Raw genomic sequence first — 21,201 nt, 5'->3', positions numbered from 1 at the left:
CTTGTGTAGCAGCTAACGTTTTTAACAGTGGAAATTAGTGGAGAGACCATGAATCAAACAACCAGATTCCGCCTCAACGCGGGAGCGGTGATAGTGGCCAGTTTGTTTGCTGTTCCGCATTTTGCGGTGGCAGAAACAACGACGCAATCTGCCGAAGAGCAGAAGGCCGATACCCTCAAAGTTAAAAAGCTGGAAGTTGTCAGCACGACACCTTTGCAGTCTATCGGTTTGCCTCTTGAGCAAGTGCCTGCGAATATCCAGGTCGTCAAGGGCGAAGATATGCGCAATCAGGGCAGCCTGACCATTGCCGATTACATGAACCAGAACCTGGCCGGTGTAAACGTCAATGATACCCAGAACAATCCTTTCCAGCCTGATATTAACTTCCGTGGTTACTCCGCATCGCCATTGCTCGGCACGCCGCAAGGTCTGTCCGTGTTTGTGGATGGCGTGCGTGTGAATGAGCCTTTCGGTGATGTTGTCAGCTGGGATCTGATCCCGATGAATGCCATTCAGGGCATGTCGCTGATTCCTGGTTCCAATCCCTTGTTCGGTTTGAATACCCTGGGCGGTGCTATTTCCATCCAGACCAAGAGCGGTCGTACCAACCCTGGTGGTGCCGTGGAAGCCTACACCGGCTCCTGGGGCCGCAAGGCAGCCTCTGCCGAATACGGCGGTGTTTCCAAGGATGGTTCGGTGGATTACTTCTTCTCCGCCAACTCCTTCACGGAAGATGGCTGGCGTAAATATTCCCCCACCGATGTTCGCCAGGTATTTGGCAAGGTGGGCTGGCAGAATGAAACCACTCAGATCAACCTCAGCTATACCGGTGCTGATAACGACATGATCGGTAACGGTCTTACGCCTAACAGCATGCTGCGCACGCTGGGTCGCGATACTATCCTGACGCGTCCTGACCAGACCAAAAACACCATGTCCATGCTGAATTTGAACGGCGCACACTGGTTCAACGATGATGTGATGCTGAGCGGTAATGCCTATTACCGTCATGCGAAAACCAAGACCTTGAATGGTGATGGTAATGATGATGTGGAGGCAGCCGATTTTCAGGCCGACTGTACGGGATCTTCATCACCTGATGAGGAGTGCGGTGGCGCACTTAATCGCAGCACATCCAAGAAAGACAGCTATGGGTTCACTACGCAGCTGACTTTCAATCAGGACTGGCTGCAAAAGAAGAACCAGTTCATCGTTGGTATGGGCTATGACTACAGTAAAACGCGTTTCACCCAATCCACTGAATACGGTAACTTGACGGATTCACGTTCGATCACGGGCCTGGGTCTGTTCTCGGATGAAGCCGCTGTGAACCTGACCGGCAAGACTAAAACCTGGAGCGTGTTCGCGACCGATACCCTGTCGCTGAATGAGTTCTGGCATCTGACTGGTTCTGCCCGTTACAACCATACCAAGGTGGAAAACACAGACAAGCTGATTCCGGATGGCGAGGAGTCTTTGTCGGGTGACCATAGTTTCAATCGTATCAATCCGGCGATTGGCTTGACCTTCACACCTACGCGTGATCTGACGGCTTATGCTTCATATAACGAAGGCAGCCGTGCTCCTACCGCGATTGAGTTGGGTTGTGCCAATCCTGACCAGCCTTGCAGACTGCCTAACGCCATGGCCGGGGATCCACCGCTCAAGCAAGTGGTTGCCAAGACCTATGAGGCTGGTTTGCGCGGTAATCTGACGCAGGATGTTCGCTGGAATGCCAGCGTATATCGTGCGCAGAATACCGACGACATTCAGTTCATTTATGCCAACGTGCCTGGTCGCGGTTACTTCGATAACGTAGGCAGGACCCGTCGTATTGGTCTGGATACTGGTCTGAGCGGTCATTATGGTGCGTTTGACTGGAATGTCGGCTATAGCTACATCAAGGCCACCTATGAAAGCGACTTCACCATTGCCAATGAAGTGAATACATCCTCGGATGGTACTTCTATTCAGGTGCGCAAGGGTGACAACATGGTGGGTATCCCCCGCCATCAGTTGAAGTTCCGCGGTCAATACTCGATCACGCCTAAATGGGTGGTCGGTACCAATATCGTGACCTTCTCTGACCAGTATGCCCGTGGTAACGAAAACAACCAGGACGAAGGTGAAGGCGCCAAGATCGGCGGTTACACCATTGTTAACCTGGATACACGTTACAACATCGGCAAGGGCTGGAGTGTATTCGCCAAGGCAATCAATGTGTTTGATCGTGAATACAGCAATGGCGGCATGATAGGCGAAAGCTTCTTCGGTGCGAATGGTGCATACCTTGGTGGGGATGACGAGCGTGCAAGCTTGCGTTCACCAGGTGCTCCTCGTGCCGGCTGGATCGGTGTGCGCTGGGAATTTGGCGGTGCCAAGCCTAGCGTTGCGGATGCTAACTAAGCGCTAAACCACATGCAAGCAACCATCATGGAAGAATCGGCTGCACATCATGCAAATGTGAAACCCAGGATGCGTATCTTGCTTGTTGAAGATGAAGCAGTATTTGCTCGTGCCGTAGCCAAACGCCTGCAAAAGGCGGGCTACGAGTGCGAGCATGCAGAATCGATTGCAGACGGCCGTGCATTGGCACGGCAGTTTGCACCCGATCTGGCATTGCTGGATATGCGATTGCCAGATGGAAACGGATTGGAGCTGCTCTCTGATCTGGTGGCAAAAGGTGTCGCCGTGATTGTGCTCACCGCCCATGGCGATGTGATGGATGCCGTCAATGCCATGAAGCAAGGGGCGACCGATTACATTAAAAAACCGGTAGACCTTGAAGAATTACTCTTGGCGATAGAGAAAGCGGAAAACGCGACCAACCTCAAACGCCAGCTGGACTACTCGCGCCAGCGCAATTCCCACGAAACTGAAAATATTGAAATGCTGGGGGAAAGTGCCCCCATACAAGCTATCCGAACACAGGTGGAGCGCATTGCCCAATTGGTGTCAGTTGAGGCTGCTCCGCCTACCATCCTGATTTCCGGCGAGACCGGAACCGGAAAGGACGTGGTGGCACGCCTGCTACACCAGTCCTGCAAAAATAGTGATCGTCCGTTTGTGCATGTGGATTGTGCATCCCTGCCGAGCGAACTGATCGAAAACGAGCTGTTTGGTCATGAGAAGGGCGCATTTACCAGTGCGCAGAATGCGCGTTGCGGCCTGATTGAAGCGGCCGAAGATGGCACGCTGTTTCTGGATGAAATCGGCGAGCTGCCATTGACCCTGCAAGCCAAGCTCTTGAATGTGCTGGAGCGGCGCGTGGTGCGCCGCATAGGCTCCACCAAGGAGCGGCCGGTGATGGCGCGCTTTATTGCCGCTACCAATCGCGACTTGCAGCAGATGGTGATTGACGGTCGCTTTCGTTCCGACCTGTTTTATCGCCTGAATGTGTTATCCCTCAATATGCCGCCGCTGCGCGACCGCGGTGGTGATGTTCTTCTGCTTGCCCAGCATTTTGCGACGCAGACCGAGCGCCGGTATGGCCTGGAAAAGCGCGTATTTTCGCCGGAAGTGACCGAGATGCTGATGCGCTATCGCTGGCCTGGCAATGTGCGCGAGCTGCGGCATCAGATCAGCCGGGCGGTGTTGCTTAGCAAGACCGCTCAAATCAGACTACAGGATGTGGCGCTGCCCGTGGAACTGGTGGCAAACGTCAAGCTGACTACGACAGCGACAGAAGATGTGGCGGCGGCTACCCGCATGACGCTGGATGCTGCTGAAAAGCTTATGATCGAAAAAACCCTGGAACAAACCCATTTCAATATTTCCGAAGCGGCGCGCCAGTTGGGGATTACCCGCATGGCAATGCGCTATCGCATGGAAAAACACGGCATTCGTGCCTGATTTATCTCCCATCAGCTAATCCAGACACGCCGCACGCGGCATAGGTCAAGCACCTGCCCGCATGATAAAATGCACGCTTCATTCCTCCGGAGCGATCATGAATATTGGTACCCCCCTCACGCCCAGTGCCACCCGCGTCATGCTGCTTGGTAGCGGTGAGCTAGGCAAGGAAGTCATCATCGCGCTACAGCGCCTGGGTGTTGAAGTGATTGCCGTGGACCGTTATGCCAATGCACCGGGCCATCAGGTGGCGCACCGCAGCCATGTGATCGACATGACCGATGCCGACGCCCTGCAGGCGCTGGTCGCCCTGGAAAAGCCGCATCTGATTGTTCCCGAAATTGAAGCCTTGAACACCGAGGTGCTCGCCCGTATTGAAGAGCAGGGCCTGTCGACGGTAGTGCCCACGGTAAAAGCGGTGCAACTCACCATGAATCGTGAGGGCATACGCCGCTTGGCCGCCGAAACCTTAAGCCTGCCCACTTCCCCTTATGCATTTGCCCGTAGTGAGCAGGAACTGCAGGCCGCGATTGATAACGGCATCGGCTATCCCTGTTTTGTGAAGCCGACCATGTCGTCTTCCGGCAAGGGGCAATCGCGCATTACCTCTCAGGATCAGGTGGCAAAAGCCTGGGATTACGCCGCCAGTGCAGGGCGAGTCAATCAGGGGGTCGTGATTGTGGAGGGCCAGATTGCGTTTGATTTTGAAATTACCCTGCTGACCCTGCGCGCAAAGGATTCCACAGGCGCTATCCAGACCTATTTTTGCGAGCCGATTGGCCACCGCCAGGAAAGTGGCGATTACGTGGAAAGCTGGCAGCCACAGGCCATGACCTCCCAGGCGCTGGCTGAAGCACAACGTATCGCCAAGGCGGTCACCGATAGTCTGGGCGGGCTGGGTTTATTTGGTGTGGAATTGTTCATCAAAGGTGATCAGGTCTGGTTCTCCGAAGTCAGTCCGCGTCCACATGATACCGGCATGGTGACCATGGCCAGCCAGCGCTTTAACGAATTCGAACTGCACGCTCGCGCCATTCTTGGTTTGCCGGTGGATACCCGCATGCTGGCGCCAGGCGCCAGTGCCGTTATCTACGGCGGCGTGGATACCGATGCCCTGGTCTTTGAAGGGCTGGACGCCGCATTGCGCGTGCCGGAGAGCGATATTCGCCTGTTCGGCAAGCCCGAATCCTTTGTACGTCGTCGCATGGGGGTTGCGCTGGCAACGGCGCCTGGCGTTGATGAAGCCCGCGCCCGCGCGCACTTGGCGGCCTCGTTGGTTAAACCCAGAGAAGCATGATGCTGGACAAGATAGGCGAACCCGGCAGCAGCAAGGCTACGTTTTTCGAGTTACTGGGTGGTGTGGATCAGATTCGCGCCCTGGTCGAGCGCTTTTACGATGTCATGGACAGCGACCCAAAAGCCGCCAATCTCCGCGCCATTCATGCGGCTGACCTTACCGAAGCGCGTGAAAAGCTGTTCATGTTCCTGACTGGCTGGACGGGTGGCCCGCAGCTTTATATTGAGCGCTATGGTCATCCCTTTTTGCGTCGTCGCCATCTGCCATTTGCGATTGGCGAAGAGCAGCGCGATCAGTGGATGTACTGCATGGTGCGAGCCATGCATGATATAGGCGTGGAAGAAGAGGTCATGCGCAAACTGGCTGAGGCCCTGTGGGGTGTGGCCGATTTTATGCGGAATAAGCCTGGTTGAGCTGCAAGCTTGAATATCCGTCACGACAGCCATCGGCTACCGTGACGGATGCGAGAGTTAAGGCGTAACCGCTGCGACAGGTTCCGCTTTCACCTTCTGCATGACGATGGTGACTTCCTCAGGGTAGCGATACATGGCACCCGTAATCATGTCGGTAATGCCGAAATCAATCAAAACGCCGGTAACGCCTGCGCCTGTGGCACCCGAAACGACCTTGGTGGTGGATTGCTCATAGCCCTCGGCATTGCAGGTCACCACGATGTCATCCTTATCCTTGCCGACAAAGATGGTATTTGACGTACCGCTAACGCGCCCTAGTTTTCCGTCCCCTACACGCATGATTTCGCAAATGGCTTCTTTTGGCTCAAGCTTGAAGGAAATAGCCTGTTGTGTGCCTTGAGTGATGGTCGCGCAGCCCGAAAGCGACGCTACCGCCGTCATGATGGCGATAGTGATTTTTTTCATTCGTAAAACTCCCTGACTCTGATTTTTAGTTTTTTAGAAGGTATTAACCCTTGTTTTTCTACAACAAAAAGGCCGCATTATGCGGCCTATGAGTAGATGTTCTGATTATAAAGGCTAGTCGCGCTTTAGCAAGCCACCTAATAGCGCTGCTACTTCTTTTTTCTGCTTGTTGCGTGCCAAGCCCATGGATTGTTTCACCTCGGCATTGCCGGAGGGTTCATAGGGCTTGTCAAACCAGGGGTCCTGATTTTTGCGTGGGGCAGGGGAGCGTGGAGCTGAGGGTTTGCGATCTGCCGAATCGGCGCGTGGCTCGCGGGCTTCTCTTGCGCGCTCGCGAGGCCGTTCTGCTACTACGGCCGTTTCCCGCGGGATCTCGCGCTTGATCAGCTTTTCGATTTCCTTCAGGTATTTTTCTTCCTCTGGGCATACCAGCGAAATCGCGGTGCCTGAAGCGCCAGCCCGGCCCGTACGACCAATGCGATGCACGTAGTCTTCAGGGGCACTTGGCAGCTCAAAGTTGATCACCATGGGCAGCTGGTCAATGTCCAGTCCGCGTGCAGCAACATCGGTTGCTACCAGGGTGGTTACCTTGCCCTGCTTGAAAGCTTCCAGCGCCTGCATGCGTTCCTGCTGACTTTTGTCGCCATGGATCGCATCTGCTGCAATGCCTTCGCGTACCAGTTGCCGCGCCAGACGACTTGCCGTCAGCTTGGTTTTGGTAAATACGATGGTTTGCTCGCTGTTGCTTTCCAGCAGCAGCTTGGCCAGAAAGCTGTCTTTGCTGTCTTTGTCGAGCTGATACACCTTCTGCGTCACTTTGTCAGACGCTGCATTGCTGCGAGCGACTTCGATCAGCTTGGGGTTGGTCAGAAACTCTTCGGACAGTTTTTTGATGTCATTGGAGAAGGTGGCCGAGAACATCAGGTTTTGCCGCTTTTTAGGCAGCAGCGCCAGGATGCGCTTGAGATCAGGCATAAAGCCCATGTCCAGCATGCGGTCTGCTTCATCCAGAATCAGCATTTGCACTTGTCCGAGCTGCACGGTGCGCTGTTCCACGTGATCCAGCAGGCGACCGGGGGTCGCTACCAGAATTTCCACACCCTTCATCAGGCTGGGGGTTTGCGTCTTGATGTCCACGCCACCGAATACCACCAGCGAACGCAGGGCCGTATGCTTGGCATACACCTTGACGCTTTCCTCTACCTGAATGGCGAGCTCCCGTGTCGGCGTCAGAATCAACGCCCGCACTGGATGGCGAGCTGGCGATGCACTGCTGCTCGCCTGCGGCAATAGCTTTTGCAGCAAGGGGAGTGAAAAGGCGGCGGTTTTACCGGTACCGGTCTGGGCACCGGCCATCAGGTCGTGCCCTTGGAGCACGACGGGAATGGCCTGCGCCTGAATCGGCGTGGGCACGGTATAGCCAAACTCTTCCAGCGCCTTGAGAATTTCAGGCGCCAACCCCAGGTCTGCGAAACGAATGTTTTCTGTACTCAATGTAGTCTATGGGCTTTATTGTTGGTTAACAGGACATTTTACGCAAAATTGCGTGGACGGCGAGGCGCATCAGCACGCTTCTGGCCACCAAACTTGTCATTGCCACGGTTGCCTTCGCTGCGATTACCTTCGCTACGGCCACCGAAGCCACGATTGCCTTCGGAATTGCCTGCGCCGGAAGCCGAGCGTGGATTGTTGCCAGCATAGCCGCCCTGGCCGCGTGGCTTGAAGCCACTCTTGCTGCCAGGATTGCCGCTACGTGGACGACCGTTGCTACCGCGGTCATCGGTGCGTGGGGCTGGACGCTTAGGCTCAAAACCTTCGATCACCGTGATCTCAATGCGCTGACCAGTATATTGCTCAATTTTGCGTAATTGATGACGGTCTGCATGGGAAGCGAAAGAAACAGCGACACCGGTGTTACCAGCGCGGCCAGTACGGCCGATACGGTGAACGTAGTCTTCGGCAAACTTCGGCAGATCGTAATTGATTACGTGGGTAATGCCTTGTACGTCAATACCACGGGCTGCCACATCGGTAGCTACCAGTACACGCACATCGCCGTGACGCAGCTTGGTCAGCGTGCGGTTGCGGGCACCCTGGGTCATGTCGCCATGCAGCGCGGCAGACTTGTGGCCAGCAGCATACAGATCTTCAGCCAGCAGGTCAGCGTGACGCTTGGTGGAGGTGAAGACGATAGCCTGGTTAACATCAGGAGCGATCAGGAGATGTTCCAGCAGCTTGTTCTTGTGGTTCATGTCGTCCACAAAGTGCAGGCGCTGTTCGATATTGGCGTGCTTTTCTTTTTGTGCGGCGATCTGGATGACTTTAGGATCCTTCAGCAGCGTTTTGGCGATGTTGGCGATAGGGCCTTCAAAGGTGGCCGAGAACATCAGGGTCTGACGCTCGCGTGGCAGGGCTTCGTTGATGCGTTCGATATCGGGCATGAAACCCATGTCCAGCATGCGATCCGCTTCATCCAGGATCAACATTTGCAGACGGGACATATCAATACGGCCGCGTTCCATGTGGTCCAGCAGACGGCCTGGAGTCGCTACCAGAATATCCAGTGGCTGCGACAGCAGCTTGTTTTGCAGTGGGTAAGGCATGCCACCGACGATGCTGACGGTACGGGCACGCATGAACTTGCCGTATTTGCGGGCAGCATCATTTACCTGGGCTGCCAGTTCGCGGGTTGGGGTCAATACCAGAATACGTGGGCCACGACTCTTGGACGGATGGATGTCAGCCAGGAGGTTCAGGGCTGGCAGCGTGAACGCTGCGGTTTTGCCGGTGCCGGTCTGGGCAGAAGCCATCAGATCGTGACCAGCCAGGACTTCAGGAATTGCCTGAGCCTGAATAGGAGTAGGGGTGGAATAGCCAGCTTCCTCCAGCGCACGCAGGATGGAAGGATGCAGATTCAGAGTTTCAAAAGTTACGGACACAATTTTCCCTTAAGGTGAATTACTAAAACAAAGGGCGCAAGCAGGACGCAATCAGCTACACAACATAAGTTGTCAGCAACGTTAGGCGCAATACACTAAATTTTGGAGGTGTATTTCTACCGGCGCACGGGCATAGCCACTAACCGGTAAAAAACTGGAGAGCCACAAATACAGCAATGGGCTTCGAGAGGGCTAGGGCGATGAATTACCGAAATATTTGCAGAACAGGCCTTTGAGGGCTACGCTACAAATTCATCGAAGGCCGAAGTATATAGATTGTCATCAGTTTGTCAAAGCTTTTGTGTTAAAATCGCGCCCTTTCTAATGGACTGGCTCAAAACACATGTCGCGCAATCTTCGTAATATCGCCATCATCGCTCACGTTGACCATGGCAAAACCACTATGGTGGACAAGCTCCTGCAGCAGGCAGGCACCTTTGCATCGCATCAGCAGGTATCTGAACGCGTGATGGATTCCAACGATCTGGAAAAAGAGCGCGGCATTACCATTCTTGCCAAGAACACCGCTGTTAACTATGAAGGCACCCACATCAATATCGTGGATACGCCAGGGCACGCCGACTTCGGCGGCGAAGTTGAGCGCGTTCTCGGCATGGTGGATGGTGTGGTGCTGCTGGTTGACGCGGTGGAAGGCCCCATGCCGCAAACCCGCTTCGTAACCAAGAAGGCACTGGCACTTGGTCTGCGTCCTATCGTGGTCATCAATAAGGTGGACCGCCCGGGCGCACGTACTGACTGGGTGATCAACCAGACTTTTGATCTGTTCGCCAATCTGGGCGCGACGGATGAACAGCTGGATTTCCCTGTGGTTTATGCTTCTGCACTGAATGGCTTTGCGACGCTGGACCTCAAGAACGAGTCGGACAATATGCGTCCATTGTTCGAAACCATCCTGAGCCACGTGCAACCGCCACAAGGCGATAGCAATGCGCCTCTGCAATTGCAGATTTCCGCGCTGGATTACTCCAGCTACACCGGTCGTCTGGGTGTGGGCCGTATTCTGAATGGCCGTATCAAGCCAGGCCAAGTGGTTGTCGTCATGAATGGCGATACGCAAACCGGCCAGGGCCGTATCAATCAGGTGCTGGGTTTCCGCGGCCTTGAGCGTGTGCCAGTCGAAGAAGCCGAAGCTGGCGACATCGTGATTATTTCCGGTATTGAAGAAATCGGTATCGGCGTGACCATTGCGGACCGTGAAAAGCCGGTTGGCCTGCCAATCCTGGGTGTGGACGAGCCTACCCTGACCATGGACTTCATGGTGAACTCCTCCCCACTGGCCGGTACTGAAGGCAAATTCATCACCAGCCGCCAGATTCGTGACCGCCTGACCAAGGAACTGCTGGTTAACGTGGCCTTGCGCGTTGAAGATACTGCCGATGCTGACGTATTCCGCGTGTCCGGTCGTGGTGAGTTGCACCTGACCATTCTGCTGGAAAACATGCGCCGTGAAGGTTTTGAAATCGCCGTGGGTAAGCCACGTGTGGTGTACCGTGAAATCGACGGCCAGAAGTGTGAGCCTTATGAAATTCTGACCGTGGACCTGGAAGATGACACTCAGGGCGCCGTGATGGAAGAACTGGGCCGTCGCCGTGGTGAGCTGCAAAACATGGAATCGGATGGCAATGGCCGTACCCGCCTGGAATACAAGATCCCCGCACGTGGCCTGATCGGCTTCCAGAGCGAATTCCTGACCCTGACCCGTGGTACCGGTCTGATGGCACACATTTTTGATGAATACGCACCGGTAAAAGCCGACATGCCAGGTCGTCGCAATGGTGTGCTGATTTCCTCCGAGCAAGGCGAAGCTGTTGCCTACGCATTGTGGAAGCTGCAAGACCGTGGTCGTATGTTCTCCGTACCTGGTGACCGCCTGTACGAAGGCATGGTGATCGGTATTCACAGTCGCGACAATGATCTGGTTGTTAACCCGATCAAGGGCAAGCAACTGACCAACGTGCGTGCTTCTGGTACTGACGAAGCTGTGCGTCTGGTTCCTGCCGTGCAATTAACGCTGGAATCTGCCGTGGAGTTTATCGATGATGATGAACTGGTGGAATTGACACCGAAATCCATCCGTATCCGCAAGCGCTACCTGCAAGAGCATGAGCGCAAGCGCGCATCCAAGGACTAAGTTCCGAGGGTTGCACGGTTCCTGACAAGGAATGAAAAAAGGCACTGCATCTGCAGTGCCTTTTTTATTGCCCGGATGCCGCTGAATTTATGGGAGCGGTAGCAAGCGTTTTTCCAGTGTTTTACCCGTGGGCAGGTTGCCAGATTTTGCCGTGGCAGCACCCAGGGCCGCCAGGCGCTCTTCAGGTGCAGGGTGTGTCTTGAATAGCAGGGCAATGCTGCCATCGTTACTGCTGATATCTTCCAGACCACTCAATACCTCTGGCAAGCCATAAGGATCATATCCAGCGCGAGCTGCCAGTATCAGCCCCATGCGGTCGGCTTCGTATTCGGCATCCTTGTCCAGGCTGCGTGCGCTGATTTCGGCGCCACTGCCGATGACTTTCTCGATGGTCTGGTTGCCTTTGGCGACCTTGCCGCTAAGCAGGCCAGCCCCCACGCTCAGCAATTGCTGTTTTTGCAGTACCTTGAGCTGGTGTTTTTGCACGATGTGGGCTATTTCATGCCCTAGCACACCGGCCAGCTGGGCCTCGTTTTGCAGGCGTTTATACAGGCCTTTGGTAATCAATACATAGCCACCGGGGGCGGCAAAGGCATTGATGTCATCGCTATCAATCACGCCAAAGTGCCATGGCAGATCGCTACGCTCACTCTGGCTGGCTACCCAGCGACCCACGCGGTTGACGTATTGCTGCAATGACGGATTTTTCACCAGCGGCGCGGCGCCCAGCAGATTGCCTGCAATTTCACGCCCAAGTTTGATTTCTTCGTCCCTGGACGGGCTTTTCCAGTTGATGCTGGCGAGGCTGTTGGCTTCCGGGTTGGCTGGCGTGGTATCGGCGTCGTTCGAGTTTTTGTTGTTGATCAGGTCGCCTGCATTTTTTTCAACCGCATCTTTCAGTGCTCCCCCCAGATCAAATGCCATGGCTTGTGGCGGGAGGCTGAACAGCGAAGCGAAGAGACATGCCCATGCGGTTTTTTTCATGGATTCTCTCCCTGCGTTGCCACGGGTTTGGGCAAGTAACCCAGTTTGATGGGCTTGAGGCCGCCTGCCTTGGCATACTGTGCGCCATCGGCTGCCGATACGCTGTAGCTTTCCAGCAGCTTGATTTCAGGCTCGCTGAATTGGGCCTGTTTCAGTTCATCTTCTGTCAGTCCGCGCACGCCGGTGGTGGCGACAACCTGGCCAGTACCTGCACGGCCACTGGCGACACTCAGAACGCCAGCTGCCTGATTGCCGGTGCTGGCGGCACGCTTGACCGACAGCAGCCTTACCCAGCCAGAAGCCTTGCTGGTTTTAACTTGCAGCCAGGCGCCTTGTTTGCTGAGGATGTCGACCTTGTCGCCACGTACCAGCTTGCCGCTGGTTTTTGCATCGTTATAGGGTTCTTTGCGCAAGCTGTCGTTTTTGAGCGCTGTGCCACTTTCGGCATGTGCCAGCGTACTGGCCAGCAAGGCGGCTGCCAGTATGGCAGTCAGGGAATATCGCATGTCTAAAGCTCCGGAGATGGGGTGGGGGTATCTGCTTGAACAGGCGTTGCGTCAGGTTTGATAGCTTCGAGTTGCAATAGTGCTGCCGCAAATGCGCTGCGCCATTGTCTGCCGAGTGGCGCTCTGCCATCCAGCCTGTTTTCGTAAACGGTATGCACAGCCTGCGGCTTGCCGGGCAAGTCCAGGCTGGCAATCATGCTGGGCAAGGCCTTGGCGATCCGTTCGGCATCCATGTGTGCTTCGCTGGCGTATTCCTGCCGGCCTTCGGCAAAGGTCCAGCTCACCATGGTCAATTCGCCAAACAGGCCCCAGATGCCGGATTGCACGCCTTTAAGTATATCGACGCTGCTGGGTGTGCGGCTGGTCAGCTCAATCTGGCGCTTCAGTTTCTTCATGATGCTGTCGCCCAGAGGCTCATCGCTTTCGATCAGGATGGGCATGATCATGACGTGGGTGTCGCTGGCGCCTTCCTTGACGCCATAGGCCAGCCAGCGCTGCAAGGCGCGGTCTGTTGCCAGGGCATAGATCTTGGCGATACTGAAGTAAAACAGCGCCCAGGTAATGGGGCCAGTAAAGTCGAGATAGAAGTTGCTGAGGTTGATGCCGATGTATGACAGCACCAAGAGCCCGATCTGACTGAAACTGAACACTTTGTTGAAACGGTCGCGGTCGGCATTCAGGTAAAACGCCAGAGTGGTAAGCCAGATCAGCAACAGGCTGATCAGGATATAGGGTATCGCCCCGCGCCATACTTTCAGATAGTCCTGATGTTTGACGTTATCGATAGCTGTCGCCAGGATTTCCACCCCGGGATGCGCCTTGGCCATGGCGGTGGCTTTGAGATCAAACAGGCTGGGCGCCGTGGAGCCGATGATGACGATTTTGTCGGTGAATTCGTTCTGTGGGCGCTTTTTGTCTTTGCTGCCCATGTCCTGCATGACATCGCTGAACGATACATACTGATAGCTGAATGGCTTGCCGCGCCAGTTGAGCAGAATGTTCTGGTCTGGTGGCAGTGTGTAACCAAGCTTGCCTGCCACCGTCATGGGCAGTGAAGGCAGGCGCCAGCCGTAAGCATCCTGATACAGCTGGTATTCGCGAACAATGCCATCCTTGTCCGGGTAGATGTTGTGGGTGCCCAGCCGCCCCGAATTCAAGGCCGCATCAAAATGTGGCAGCACCACTGCGATCGTGGCCTGCATGTCGCCCTGGCTGGGCTGGCTTTCGCTGATGCCGGCAATCATGGCGGGTTTGACTTGGCTCAGCTTGTCACTTGATTCTGGCAAACGCAGGAAGGGGAAAAACGTGTTATCCGTACCGCTGATGACGTCGTTGAAATAGGCGTCGCTATCGGGGTTGTAAACATCGGCATCGCTGAACAGGATGTCGAAGATCACGGCCTTGGGGTGCTGGGCTTCAATGTTTTCAAGGAACTCACCAAATACCTGGCGTGGCCAGGGCCAGCGGCCGTATTCCTTGGCCATGGCGGCCAGGCTGGCCTCATTGACATCCACGATCACGATGTCTTTGTCCGGCGCGGGCGCCAGCACACGGCTGCGCACCATGAAATCAAACGCTTTCTGCCGCATGTTTTCGCCAACATGAAACAGCCCTGCATCCAGCAGCACAAACACCGTCAGCAACGCCGCAAGATAAATGTAGAAGTTGTTGTGCAAGCGACGGGTCACGTTGGCCAGCCATTGCCCTATGCGCAGTTTCAGTCTTATCACCGGAGGGCTCCCGCATTTTTCAAGAGCCTGAGTGTGGCATAAATGTCGCGGGTTTTAAAGGCTGATCCCGGCTGCGAACGGGGATATCGCCAGCGCTTCAGGTATAATTTCACACATGATGCAAATTGTGATTTTAGTGCTTGTGATTGCCTGCCTGCTGGCATTGATCGTGTTGTTTTTACGTCAATCCAGAACCCCGGATGCTGCCAGCGAGCTGCTGGCGCAGCTGATGCCGCAGTTTGAGGAAAAGCACCGCGCCATGCTGCGCGATCTGCACGACGGCCTCAATAAACTCGGTGATCGCTTGAGTCTGTCTTCAGTAGATAGCAGCGAGCGTCTGCGGCAAGCCGTCGCCCAGGAGCTGAAAGAAACACGCGACGCCATGCAGGCCTTGCAGGCCGCGCAAACCAACAGCCTTGCCCAGACCCGTGAAACCGTGCTGGAAAAATTGCACACCACGCTCGCCGAGCAGGGCAAGGCCGAGCAAACGCTGATCCAGGACACCATGCTGAAGGCCACTTCGCAGCTGACTGCCACTATTGAAACGCTGACCAAAGCCGTGGATGCCCGCCTGGAAGAAATTGGCGGCAAGGTATCAGAGCGCCTGGATGAAGGCTTCAAGAAAACCAACGATACCTTTGTGCGCGTGATGGAGCGTCTGGCGACCATCGACGAAGCCCAGAAAAAGATCGATGGACTGACCACCAATGTGGTCAGCCTGCAAGAGCTGCTGGGTGACAAGCGCTCGCGCGGTGCCTTTGGTGAGGTGCAGCTGGAAGCCCTGGTGCGCAATGTGCTGCCTAATAGCGGCTTTGCCATGCAGCATGTGCTGCCCAATGGCACCCGTGTCGACTGCGCACTCTTTTTACCCGAGCCTACCGGCACGGTAGCGGTCGATTCAAAATTCCCGCTGGAAAACTACCATCGCATGCTGGAAAGCGGCATCTCCGAGGTAGAGCGCGCGCTGGCGCAACGGCAGTTCAAGGCCGATGTCAAAAAACACGTGGATGATATTGCCAGCAAGTACATCATTCCCAATGTCACCTCCGATGGTGCGGTGATGTTTATCCCGGCTGAAGCGGTGTTTGCCGAGATTCACGCTTATCACCCCGATGTGGTGGATTACGCCATGGCCAAACGGGTGTGGGTGGTCTCGCCGACCACACTGATGGCGGTGCTGAATACCGCGCGTGCGGTGCTGAAAGATGTGGAAACCCGCAAGCAGGTACACATCATCAAGGATGAGCTAGGCAAACTGGGCAAGGAATTCGGCCGCTTTGACGTGCGCATGAAAAAACTGGCTGACCATATTCGCCAGGCCCATGAAGATGCGCTGGATGTGCATACCACCAGCCAGAAGATTTCACGGCGCTTTGCCCAGATCGAGCGGGTAGAGCTGCAAGGCGATGCCGAGGCGGCTCTGGCCTTGCCTGATTTGCCGGACGATATACTCGCAGACGACAACCAGTAAGACGATTTGCAGGATGAAAGGAACACCATGAGCGACGAATCCACCATGATTATGCTGGTGCAGCAATACGCTGCCCGGTTTGGCATTACCTTCAGCTCCAGCCTGATGGCCGATGAGCAGCACAAGGCCCGCGTCATCACGCTGATGGCCGAAGCCCTGAGTGGCAAGCGCGGCGCCTTCACCGACGAAGATGTGCTGCAATGATACGCCTTCTGTATTTCGCACGTTTGCGCGAAGCCCTGGGCTCGGTGGGCGAGGAGCTGACACCACAGGCTGGCCTCACGATCGAGGCTCTCATGCAGCAGCTCGCGGCGCGCGGGGGGGTATGGGCCGAAGAGTTTGGCAGTGGCAAATCACTGCGCGCGGCGGTAAACCAGACACTGGCTCCGGTGAAGACCGAGATCCACGACGGGGACGAAGTCGCATTCTTTCCCCCGGTGACAGGCGGGTAATCGCGCATGACGATACGCGTGCAAGCCGACGACTTTGATGTCGGTGCCGAGATAAACCGCCTGCGTCAGCAACGTCCGGACATTGGCGCCGTGGCCGCCTTTGTCGGTCAGGTGCGCGACTTGAATCAGGGCGACGCCATTGCCGGCATGACGCTGGAGCATTACCCCGGCATGACGGAAAAGTCTCTGGAAGCCATCGTGCAACAAGCCAAAGCACGCTGGGATATCATGGATGCTGTCGTAATACATCGTATTGGCGAGCTGAAGCCCCTGGACCAGATTGTGCTGGTGGCCGTGGCTGGCGCCCATAGAGGCGAAGCATTCCACGCCTGCGAATTCATTATGGATTACCTGAAAACCGAAGCTCCCTTCTGGAAGAAAGAACAAACACCTGAAGGGGAGCGCTGGGTAGATGCACGCAGCAGCGATGATGCCGCCCGCGCACGCTGGCAGGATGCTTGAGTTGTCCTTTTTCCCTATTTTATTCACTCACCCGTAAAGCACTTTTCGCTCATGCTACACAGGCTTAATTCCTCCTCTCTTACCGCCGCGGTGATTCCGCAATCCCTGGGCTTCGAAGATACCTCCCAACTGGATGGTCAGCCCGATGCCACCTGGCTGGGCCAAGCCGATGCGCAGCAGGCTGCCGAGTTTGGCCTGGGCATGCGCGCGCCGGGATTCAACTTGCTGGTATTGGGCGAGCCGGGAAGCGGGCGCACGGTATTAATGCAATCCGCCATGCAGTCTGCAGCGGCGCGCTGGCCGGTAGCGCCTGATCTGGTATTGCTGATGAATATTGGTCAGGCCGACAAGCCCATCAGCCTTTATCTGCCAGCAGGCGTGGGAGCGCGTCTGCGCCAGGCCATGGAGCAGTATCTGCGCCAATTGGGCAAAGGGCTGCCGCTTCTCCTTGGCGAGCTGGATGCGGCGGCCAATACAGGCGATAAATCGCAGCAGGATAAAGCCCGTCAGGATGCCGCTGCCTGGATAGACCAGCAGCTGGCGGCGCTGCGCGAGGTGCTGGCAGATGTGGAGCACGACACAGCGCTGTTTGAACAATACCTGCAAAGCCTCAAGCACGACACCCTGGAAAATCTTGATGTGTTCGTGCCTGCACAAAGCACGGAAAACGAAGGCCTGCTGGAAAGCTTTTTGCATCGCTACCGCGTCAACCTGCTGGTGGATAACCGCCAGCTGCAAATGGCACCGGTGATTTATGACAGCGACCCGACTTTCCACTCCCTGTTTGGCGGTTTTGATGCGGGCATGGATAGCACGACTACGCCTGACTTCCTGCGTCTGCGCGCTGGCAACCTGTTGCGTGCCCATGGTGGCATGCTGATGCTGCACCTGCGTGACCTGGCTTCTGACCAGCAGAGCGGCAGCCAGATCGTGGAAAAGCTGTTCCGCTTTTTACGGAATGGTCAGGTGCTGATCGAGGAATCCAATGGCAGCAGTGGGCAAGGCGGCTCGGGGCATTTCTGTCCGCAACCACTGGCGGCTGATGTCAAACTGGTCCTGATTGCCACGCCGGAAGAGTATTACGAATTGCATGACGAAATGCCTGGCCTGGCACGTTATTTCCCGGTCAAGGTGGATTTTGTCGATAGCTTTGCGGCAACGCCGGACGCTTACGCTGCCATGGCCCGATTCATTGCCTACCAGGCGCGCGAGCTGCGTTTGCCGCCATTCAGTGCAAATGCTGTGGCGGCGCTGATACGCGCCATGCACCGCCGTGTGGAGGATCAGGCGCGCATCAGTACCCAATATGCCGCTCTTAGTACCTTGATGCAGGAAAGCGCGTCTTTCATGCGCAAGGCGCCATCCGCCGCTACCGCCCATGGCATTGTCCAGCCTGAGCATGTACGCGCCGCGCAACAAGCCCGCCTGGCACGGCACCAGATACCAGAGCAGCAGCTACGCGATTCGATTGCCGAAGGCGAACTCATGTTGCGCTTGCACGGTGGTGCGGTAGGGCAGATCAACGGCCTTAGCCATATTGATCTGGGCGATGCCAGTTTCGGCTCGCCGATTCGTATCTCGGCACGCTGCTTTGCTGGCGCGCAAGGCCTGATCAACATCGACCGCGAGGTCAAGATGAGCGGCCCTAACCATGACAAGGGCGTATTCATTCTACAAAGCTGGCTGTCTGCCAGTTTTCCGATGCTGACGCCTCTCTCGCTGGCAGCATCCATGGTGTTTGAGCAGGAATACCACGGGGTGGAAGGGGATTCGGCATCTTGCGCCGAGTTATTCGTGTTGCTGTCGGCCCTGTCCGGCTTGCCCATTTCGCAAGGCATTGCGGTGACGGGGGCGCTGAATCAGCACGGTGAAGTCACCGCGATTGGTGGCGTCAACGAGAAGATTGAAGGCTACTTCCGGGTATGCCAGCGGGTAGGTCTTGATGGTAGCCAGGGCGTGATTATTCCCAAGGCCAACATGCGTCATCTGATCCTGGATGAAGAGGTGATTACCGCGGTGGAGCAGGGACGTTTTCATTTATATGCCATTGAGCATGTGCTGGAAGGCATGGCCTTGCTGACGGGCATGGAGGCGGGCGCCGAGCTTCACGAGGGTGAATATCCAGCGGGCAGCATCATGGGGCGCGTTCAGCAGAGTCTGGAGGCCTTCCGTCAATATTATTTCAATAACACGCCCGCCAGATGAGCATGCAGGAAGACAACAAGTGCCGTCTCGACAAGTGGCTGTGGGCAGCGCGCTTTTTCAAGACACGCAGCCTGGCGACTGATGCCATTGATGGCGGCAAGGTGCATGTGGATGGGGATCGCGCCAAGCCGGCCAAAGAGGTGCGGGTGGGGCAACGCATTTACATCCGCCGCAAAGAGCTGGAAATGGAAGTGGAGGTCATAGCCTTGTCCAATCAACGCCGTGGCGCGCCCGAGGCCGCCTTGCTGTATCAGGAAACCCCGGAAAGTGCGCGTAAGCGTGAAGATGCAGCGGTCACGCGCGAAGCTGACCACGGCAAGCGCGAGCGCGGCGCCGGGCGTCCAACCAAGCGCCAGTTGCGCGATATCAAGCGATTTACTGGCGGAAGCTGGTAAGCCTGCGATCTACCTGGTGAGCGTCTTTTGCGCTAGCTCACCAGACTCTCTTCTTTATTCCATTACTCAAACAGATCGCGTTGCGGCGTCGGCTTTTGGGCTTTGCGAGCAGTCGTCGCGGCGGGCGGCCGGAACATGCCGGTATTCAAAGGGCTGCGCTCCTGCATGAATCCCAGTTTGCTGGCGGCCAGGCGGAAGCGCTGCGCTAGCAGATCTGCAAATATGCCTTGTCCGCGCATGCGCTGATGAAACTGGGCATCGTAGGCTTTGCCCCCACGCGATTGCCGGATGATGCTCATGACATGCGCCGCCTTCAGCGGAAAGTGGTGTTGCAACCATTCTTCAAAAAGCGGCGCCACTTCCAATGGCAGCCGCAGCAATACATAGCCGGCATAGCGCGCACCTGCTGCATGGGCATGTTCCAAAATATGCTCCATCTCCGCATCATTCAGCGCGGGAATCATGGGCGCTGTCATGACGCCACAGGGAATACCGGCTTTGGACAATCTTTCCAGTGTTTGCAGCCGACGTTCTGGCGCGGCAGCGCGCGGCTCCATGACCCGGCTGAGATGGCGATCCAGGGTGGTAATCGACATGAAGACGCGCGCCAGATTCTGTGCTGCCATCGGCGCCAGCAGATCAATGTCTCGCTCTACCATGGCGGATTTGGTGACGATGGTGAGGGGATGCTGATGTTCGGCCAATACTTCAATGATCTGGCGTGTAATGCGCTGCTGCCGTTCCAGTGGTTGATAGGGGTCGGTATTGGTGCCCATGGCGATCGGCTGACATACATAGCCTGGCTTTGCCAGCGCCTGCCGTAACAGGGCAGCGGCATCAGGCTTCACCAATATGCGGCTCTCAAAATCCAGCCCGGCCGAAAACCCGAGGTAGGTATGGCTGGGGCGCGCATAGCAATAGATGCAGCCATGCTCACAGCCACGGTAGGGGTTGATGGAACGGTCAAACGGGATATCGGGCGAGTCGTTGTAATGCAGGATACTGCGGCTGCTATCGTGGATGATCTCGGTAATCAGGCGCGGCGTGTCGGTGTCGGCGTATTCCAGTGCCCAGCCGTCATCAAAGGCTTCACGCTGCAATTGCTCGAAACGCCCGTTCTGGTTGCTGGTGCTGCCGCGGCCCTTGAAGATCAAGGGGCGGGCAGGTAGCTGATCTTCTTCACCAGGGGATGGCTTGTCCGTCATACGCAATGAATTGCCCGCTCTGCTTGGGGGTCAGTTTGGCGATGACCTGGCGCATGCCGCTGACACTTTGCTCGGCATTGATCAAGCCGTTGGGGCCGCCCATGTCGGTTTGCACCCAGCCTGGATGCAGCACGAGCACACTGATACCCTGATTGCCCAGATCAATCGCTAGGCTCTTGCTCACGCTATTCAGCGCTGTTTTGCTGGAGCGGTAAATATAGTGGCCGCCACTGCCATTGTCGGCAATGCTGCCCATTTTGCTGGTGATGTTGATGATTTTTTTCTCGCTACTTTTCGCCACATGTGAAGCAAATGCCTGCGCCATTTTCAGAGGAGACATGCTGTTGACGCGGAATGCTGTCAGCCATGCTTCATAATCGGCATTGCTCAGGCGGCTGCCTGCATGGTCGGGATAGACCCCGGCGTTGTTGATGAGTACATCAATCGGCGTGTCGGCGAGTGTCTCGGCCAGCTTGTCTATCTGATTGAAATCCGCGACATCGAGCTTGTGCAGGGTGATGCGGTCCAGGTGCGCGGTATGCAAGGCTTTGAGTGCATGGCTGTCTTCAGGGCTGCGGCAGCATGCGTGCACCTGCCAGCCGGCTTCGGCATATTGGCGGGTAAATTCCAGGCCCAGGCCACGATTGGCGCCTGTAACAAGTAAAGTTGGCAT

The 21,201-nt window shown here is 56.0% G+C and carries 19 protein-coding genes; 11 read left to right on the top strand and 8 right to left on the bottom strand.

All coding sequences use genetic code 11. The features are described from left to right. Positions 1-48 precede the first annotated feature (48 nt). The 4 genes from MPQ_RS08565 (at position 49) to MPQ_RS08550 (ending at position 5,562) form a co-directional block, all read left to right on the top strand. Positions 49-2,406, top strand: a complete 2,358-nt coding sequence (locus tag MPQ_RS08565) for a TonB-dependent receptor (RefSeq protein WP_148225280.1) — start codon at positions 49-51, stop codon at positions 2,404-2,406. A gap of 27 nt (positions 2,407-2,433) precedes the next feature. Further along, a complete protein-coding gene (locus tag MPQ_RS08560) occupies positions 2,434-3,852 on the top strand; it encodes a sigma-54 dependent transcriptional regulator (protein WP_013442518.1) in 1,419 nt (472 codons plus the stop codon). A gap of 97 nt (positions 3,853-3,949) precedes the next feature. Further along, a complete protein-coding gene (purT, locus tag MPQ_RS08555) occupies positions 3,950-5,149 on the top strand; it encodes a formate-dependent phosphoribosylglycinamide formyltransferase (protein ID WP_013442517.1) in 1,200 nt (399 codons plus the stop codon). Continuing rightward, on the top strand, positions 5,149-5,562 hold the full coding sequence (locus tag MPQ_RS08550; RefSeq protein ID WP_041362747.1) for a group II truncated hemoglobin: 414 nt from the start codon (positions 5,149-5,151) through the stop codon (positions 5,560-5,562). The genes purT and MPQ_RS08550 overlap by 1 nt, the downstream gene beginning before the upstream one ends. Before the next feature lie 57 nt (positions 5,563-5,619). Here the strand turns inward: MPQ_RS08550 and MPQ_RS08545 are convergent, their stop codons facing one another. The 3 genes from MPQ_RS08545 to MPQ_RS08535 form a co-directional block, all read right to left on the bottom strand. Continuing rightward, a complete protein-coding gene (locus MPQ_RS08545; RefSeq protein ID WP_013442515.1) occupies positions 5,620-6,027 on the bottom strand; it encodes a hypothetical protein in 408 nt (135 codons plus the stop codon). 114 nt (positions 6,028-6,141) lie between these two features. Further along, positions 6,142-7,521: a DEAD/DEAH box helicase gene (locus MPQ_RS08540; RefSeq protein WP_013442514.1), complete on the bottom strand. Its 1,380-nt coding sequence runs from the start codon at positions 7,519-7,521 to the stop codon at positions 6,142-6,144. A 38-nt stretch (positions 7,522-7,559) separates the two neighbouring features. Continuing rightward, positions 7,560-8,966: a DEAD/DEAH box helicase gene (locus tag MPQ_RS08535; RefSeq protein ID WP_013442513.1), complete on the bottom strand. Its 1,407-nt coding sequence runs from the start codon at positions 8,964-8,966 to the stop codon at positions 7,560-7,562. A 343-nt stretch (positions 8,967-9,309) separates the two neighbouring features. Between MPQ_RS08535 and typA the strand changes: the two genes are divergently transcribed. Then, positions 9,310-11,118, top strand: coding sequence for a translational GTPase TypA (typA, locus tag MPQ_RS08530; RefSeq protein ID WP_013442512.1), 1,809 nt, complete (start codon positions 9,310-9,312; stop codon positions 11,116-11,118). Between the two features lie 87 nt (positions 11,119-11,205). Here the strand turns inward: typA and MPQ_RS08525 are convergent, their stop codons facing one another. The 3 genes from MPQ_RS08525 to MPQ_RS08515 are packed head-to-tail and all read right to left on the bottom strand — an operon-like array spanning position 11,206 to position 14,338. Beyond that, entirely contained in the window at positions 11,206-12,102 is an 897-nt protein-coding gene (locus MPQ_RS08525; RefSeq protein ID WP_013442511.1) for a M48 family metallopeptidase, read from the bottom strand. After that, entirely contained in the window at positions 12,099-12,608 is a 510-nt protein-coding gene (locus MPQ_RS08520) for an SH3 domain-containing protein (protein ID WP_013442510.1), read from the bottom strand. The genes MPQ_RS08525 and MPQ_RS08520 overlap by 4 nt, the downstream gene beginning before the upstream one ends. 2 nt (positions 12,609-12,610) lie before the next feature. Further along, a complete protein-coding gene (locus tag MPQ_RS08515; protein ID WP_013442509.1) occupies positions 12,611-14,338 on the bottom strand; it encodes a CHASE2 domain-containing protein in 1,728 nt (575 codons plus the stop codon). 115 nt (positions 14,339-14,453) lie between these two features. Between MPQ_RS08515 and rmuC the strand changes: the two genes are divergently transcribed. From rmuC to MPQ_RS08490, 6 genes are read left to right on the top strand one after another with little or no spacing between them, the layout of a single operon-like run. Further along, positions 14,454-15,809 carry a DNA recombination protein RmuC gene (gene rmuC / locus MPQ_RS08510; RefSeq protein WP_013442508.1) on the top strand — a complete coding sequence of 452 codons (1,356 nt, stop codon included), beginning with the start codon at positions 14,454-14,456 and terminating at the stop codon, positions 15,807-15,809. 27 nt (positions 15,810-15,836) lie between these two features. Continuing rightward, positions 15,837-16,013 carry a hypothetical protein gene (locus MPQ_RS13950; RefSeq protein WP_013442507.1) on the top strand — a complete coding sequence of 59 codons (177 nt, stop codon included), beginning with the start codon at positions 15,837-15,839 and terminating at the stop codon, positions 16,011-16,013. Further along, positions 16,010-16,261: a molybdopterin converting factor subunit 1 gene (moaD, locus tag MPQ_RS08505; RefSeq protein ID WP_013442506.1), complete on the top strand. Its 252-nt coding sequence runs from the start codon at positions 16,010-16,012 to the stop codon at positions 16,259-16,261. Before MPQ_RS13950 ends, moaD begins: the two co-directional genes overlap by 4 nt. Before the next feature lie 6 nt (positions 16,262-16,267). After that, positions 16,268-16,723, top strand: a complete 456-nt coding sequence (gene moaE, locus MPQ_RS08500; RefSeq protein ID WP_013442505.1) for a molybdopterin synthase catalytic subunit MoaE — start codon at positions 16,268-16,270, stop codon at positions 16,721-16,723. Between the two features lie 51 nt (positions 16,724-16,774). Then, entirely contained in the window at positions 16,775-18,928 is a 2,154-nt protein-coding gene (locus tag MPQ_RS08495) for a Lon protease family protein (protein WP_041362208.1), read from the top strand. Continuing rightward, a complete protein-coding gene (locus MPQ_RS08490; protein WP_013442503.1) occupies positions 18,925-19,323 on the top strand; it encodes an RNA-binding S4 domain-containing protein in 399 nt (132 codons plus the stop codon). Before MPQ_RS08495 ends, MPQ_RS08490 begins: the two co-directional genes overlap by 4 nt. 62 nt (positions 19,324-19,385) lie before the next feature. On the opposite strand, the gene MPQ_RS08485 is transcribed toward MPQ_RS08490, so the two are convergent. Together MPQ_RS08485 and MPQ_RS08480 are read right to left on the bottom strand one after the other, a co-directional pair. Beyond that, a complete protein-coding gene (locus MPQ_RS08485; RefSeq protein WP_013442502.1) occupies positions 19,386-20,528 on the bottom strand; it encodes a PA0069 family radical SAM protein in 1,143 nt (380 codons plus the stop codon). Then, positions 20,503-21,201, bottom strand: a complete 699-nt coding sequence (locus MPQ_RS08480) for an SDR family oxidoreductase (RefSeq protein ID WP_013442501.1) — start codon at positions 21,199-21,201, stop codon at positions 20,503-20,505. The genes MPQ_RS08485 and MPQ_RS08480 overlap by 26 nt, the downstream gene beginning before the upstream one ends.

The sequence above is a fragment of the Methylovorus sp. MP688 genome (genome assembly GCF_000183115.1).
GTDB lineage: Bacteria > Pseudomonadota > Gammaproteobacteria > Burkholderiales > Methylophilaceae > Methylovorus > Methylovorus glucosotrophus.
The sequence above is the reverse complement of the archived record's forward strand: the minus strand, read 5'-3'. Positions and strand labels throughout refer to the sequence as shown.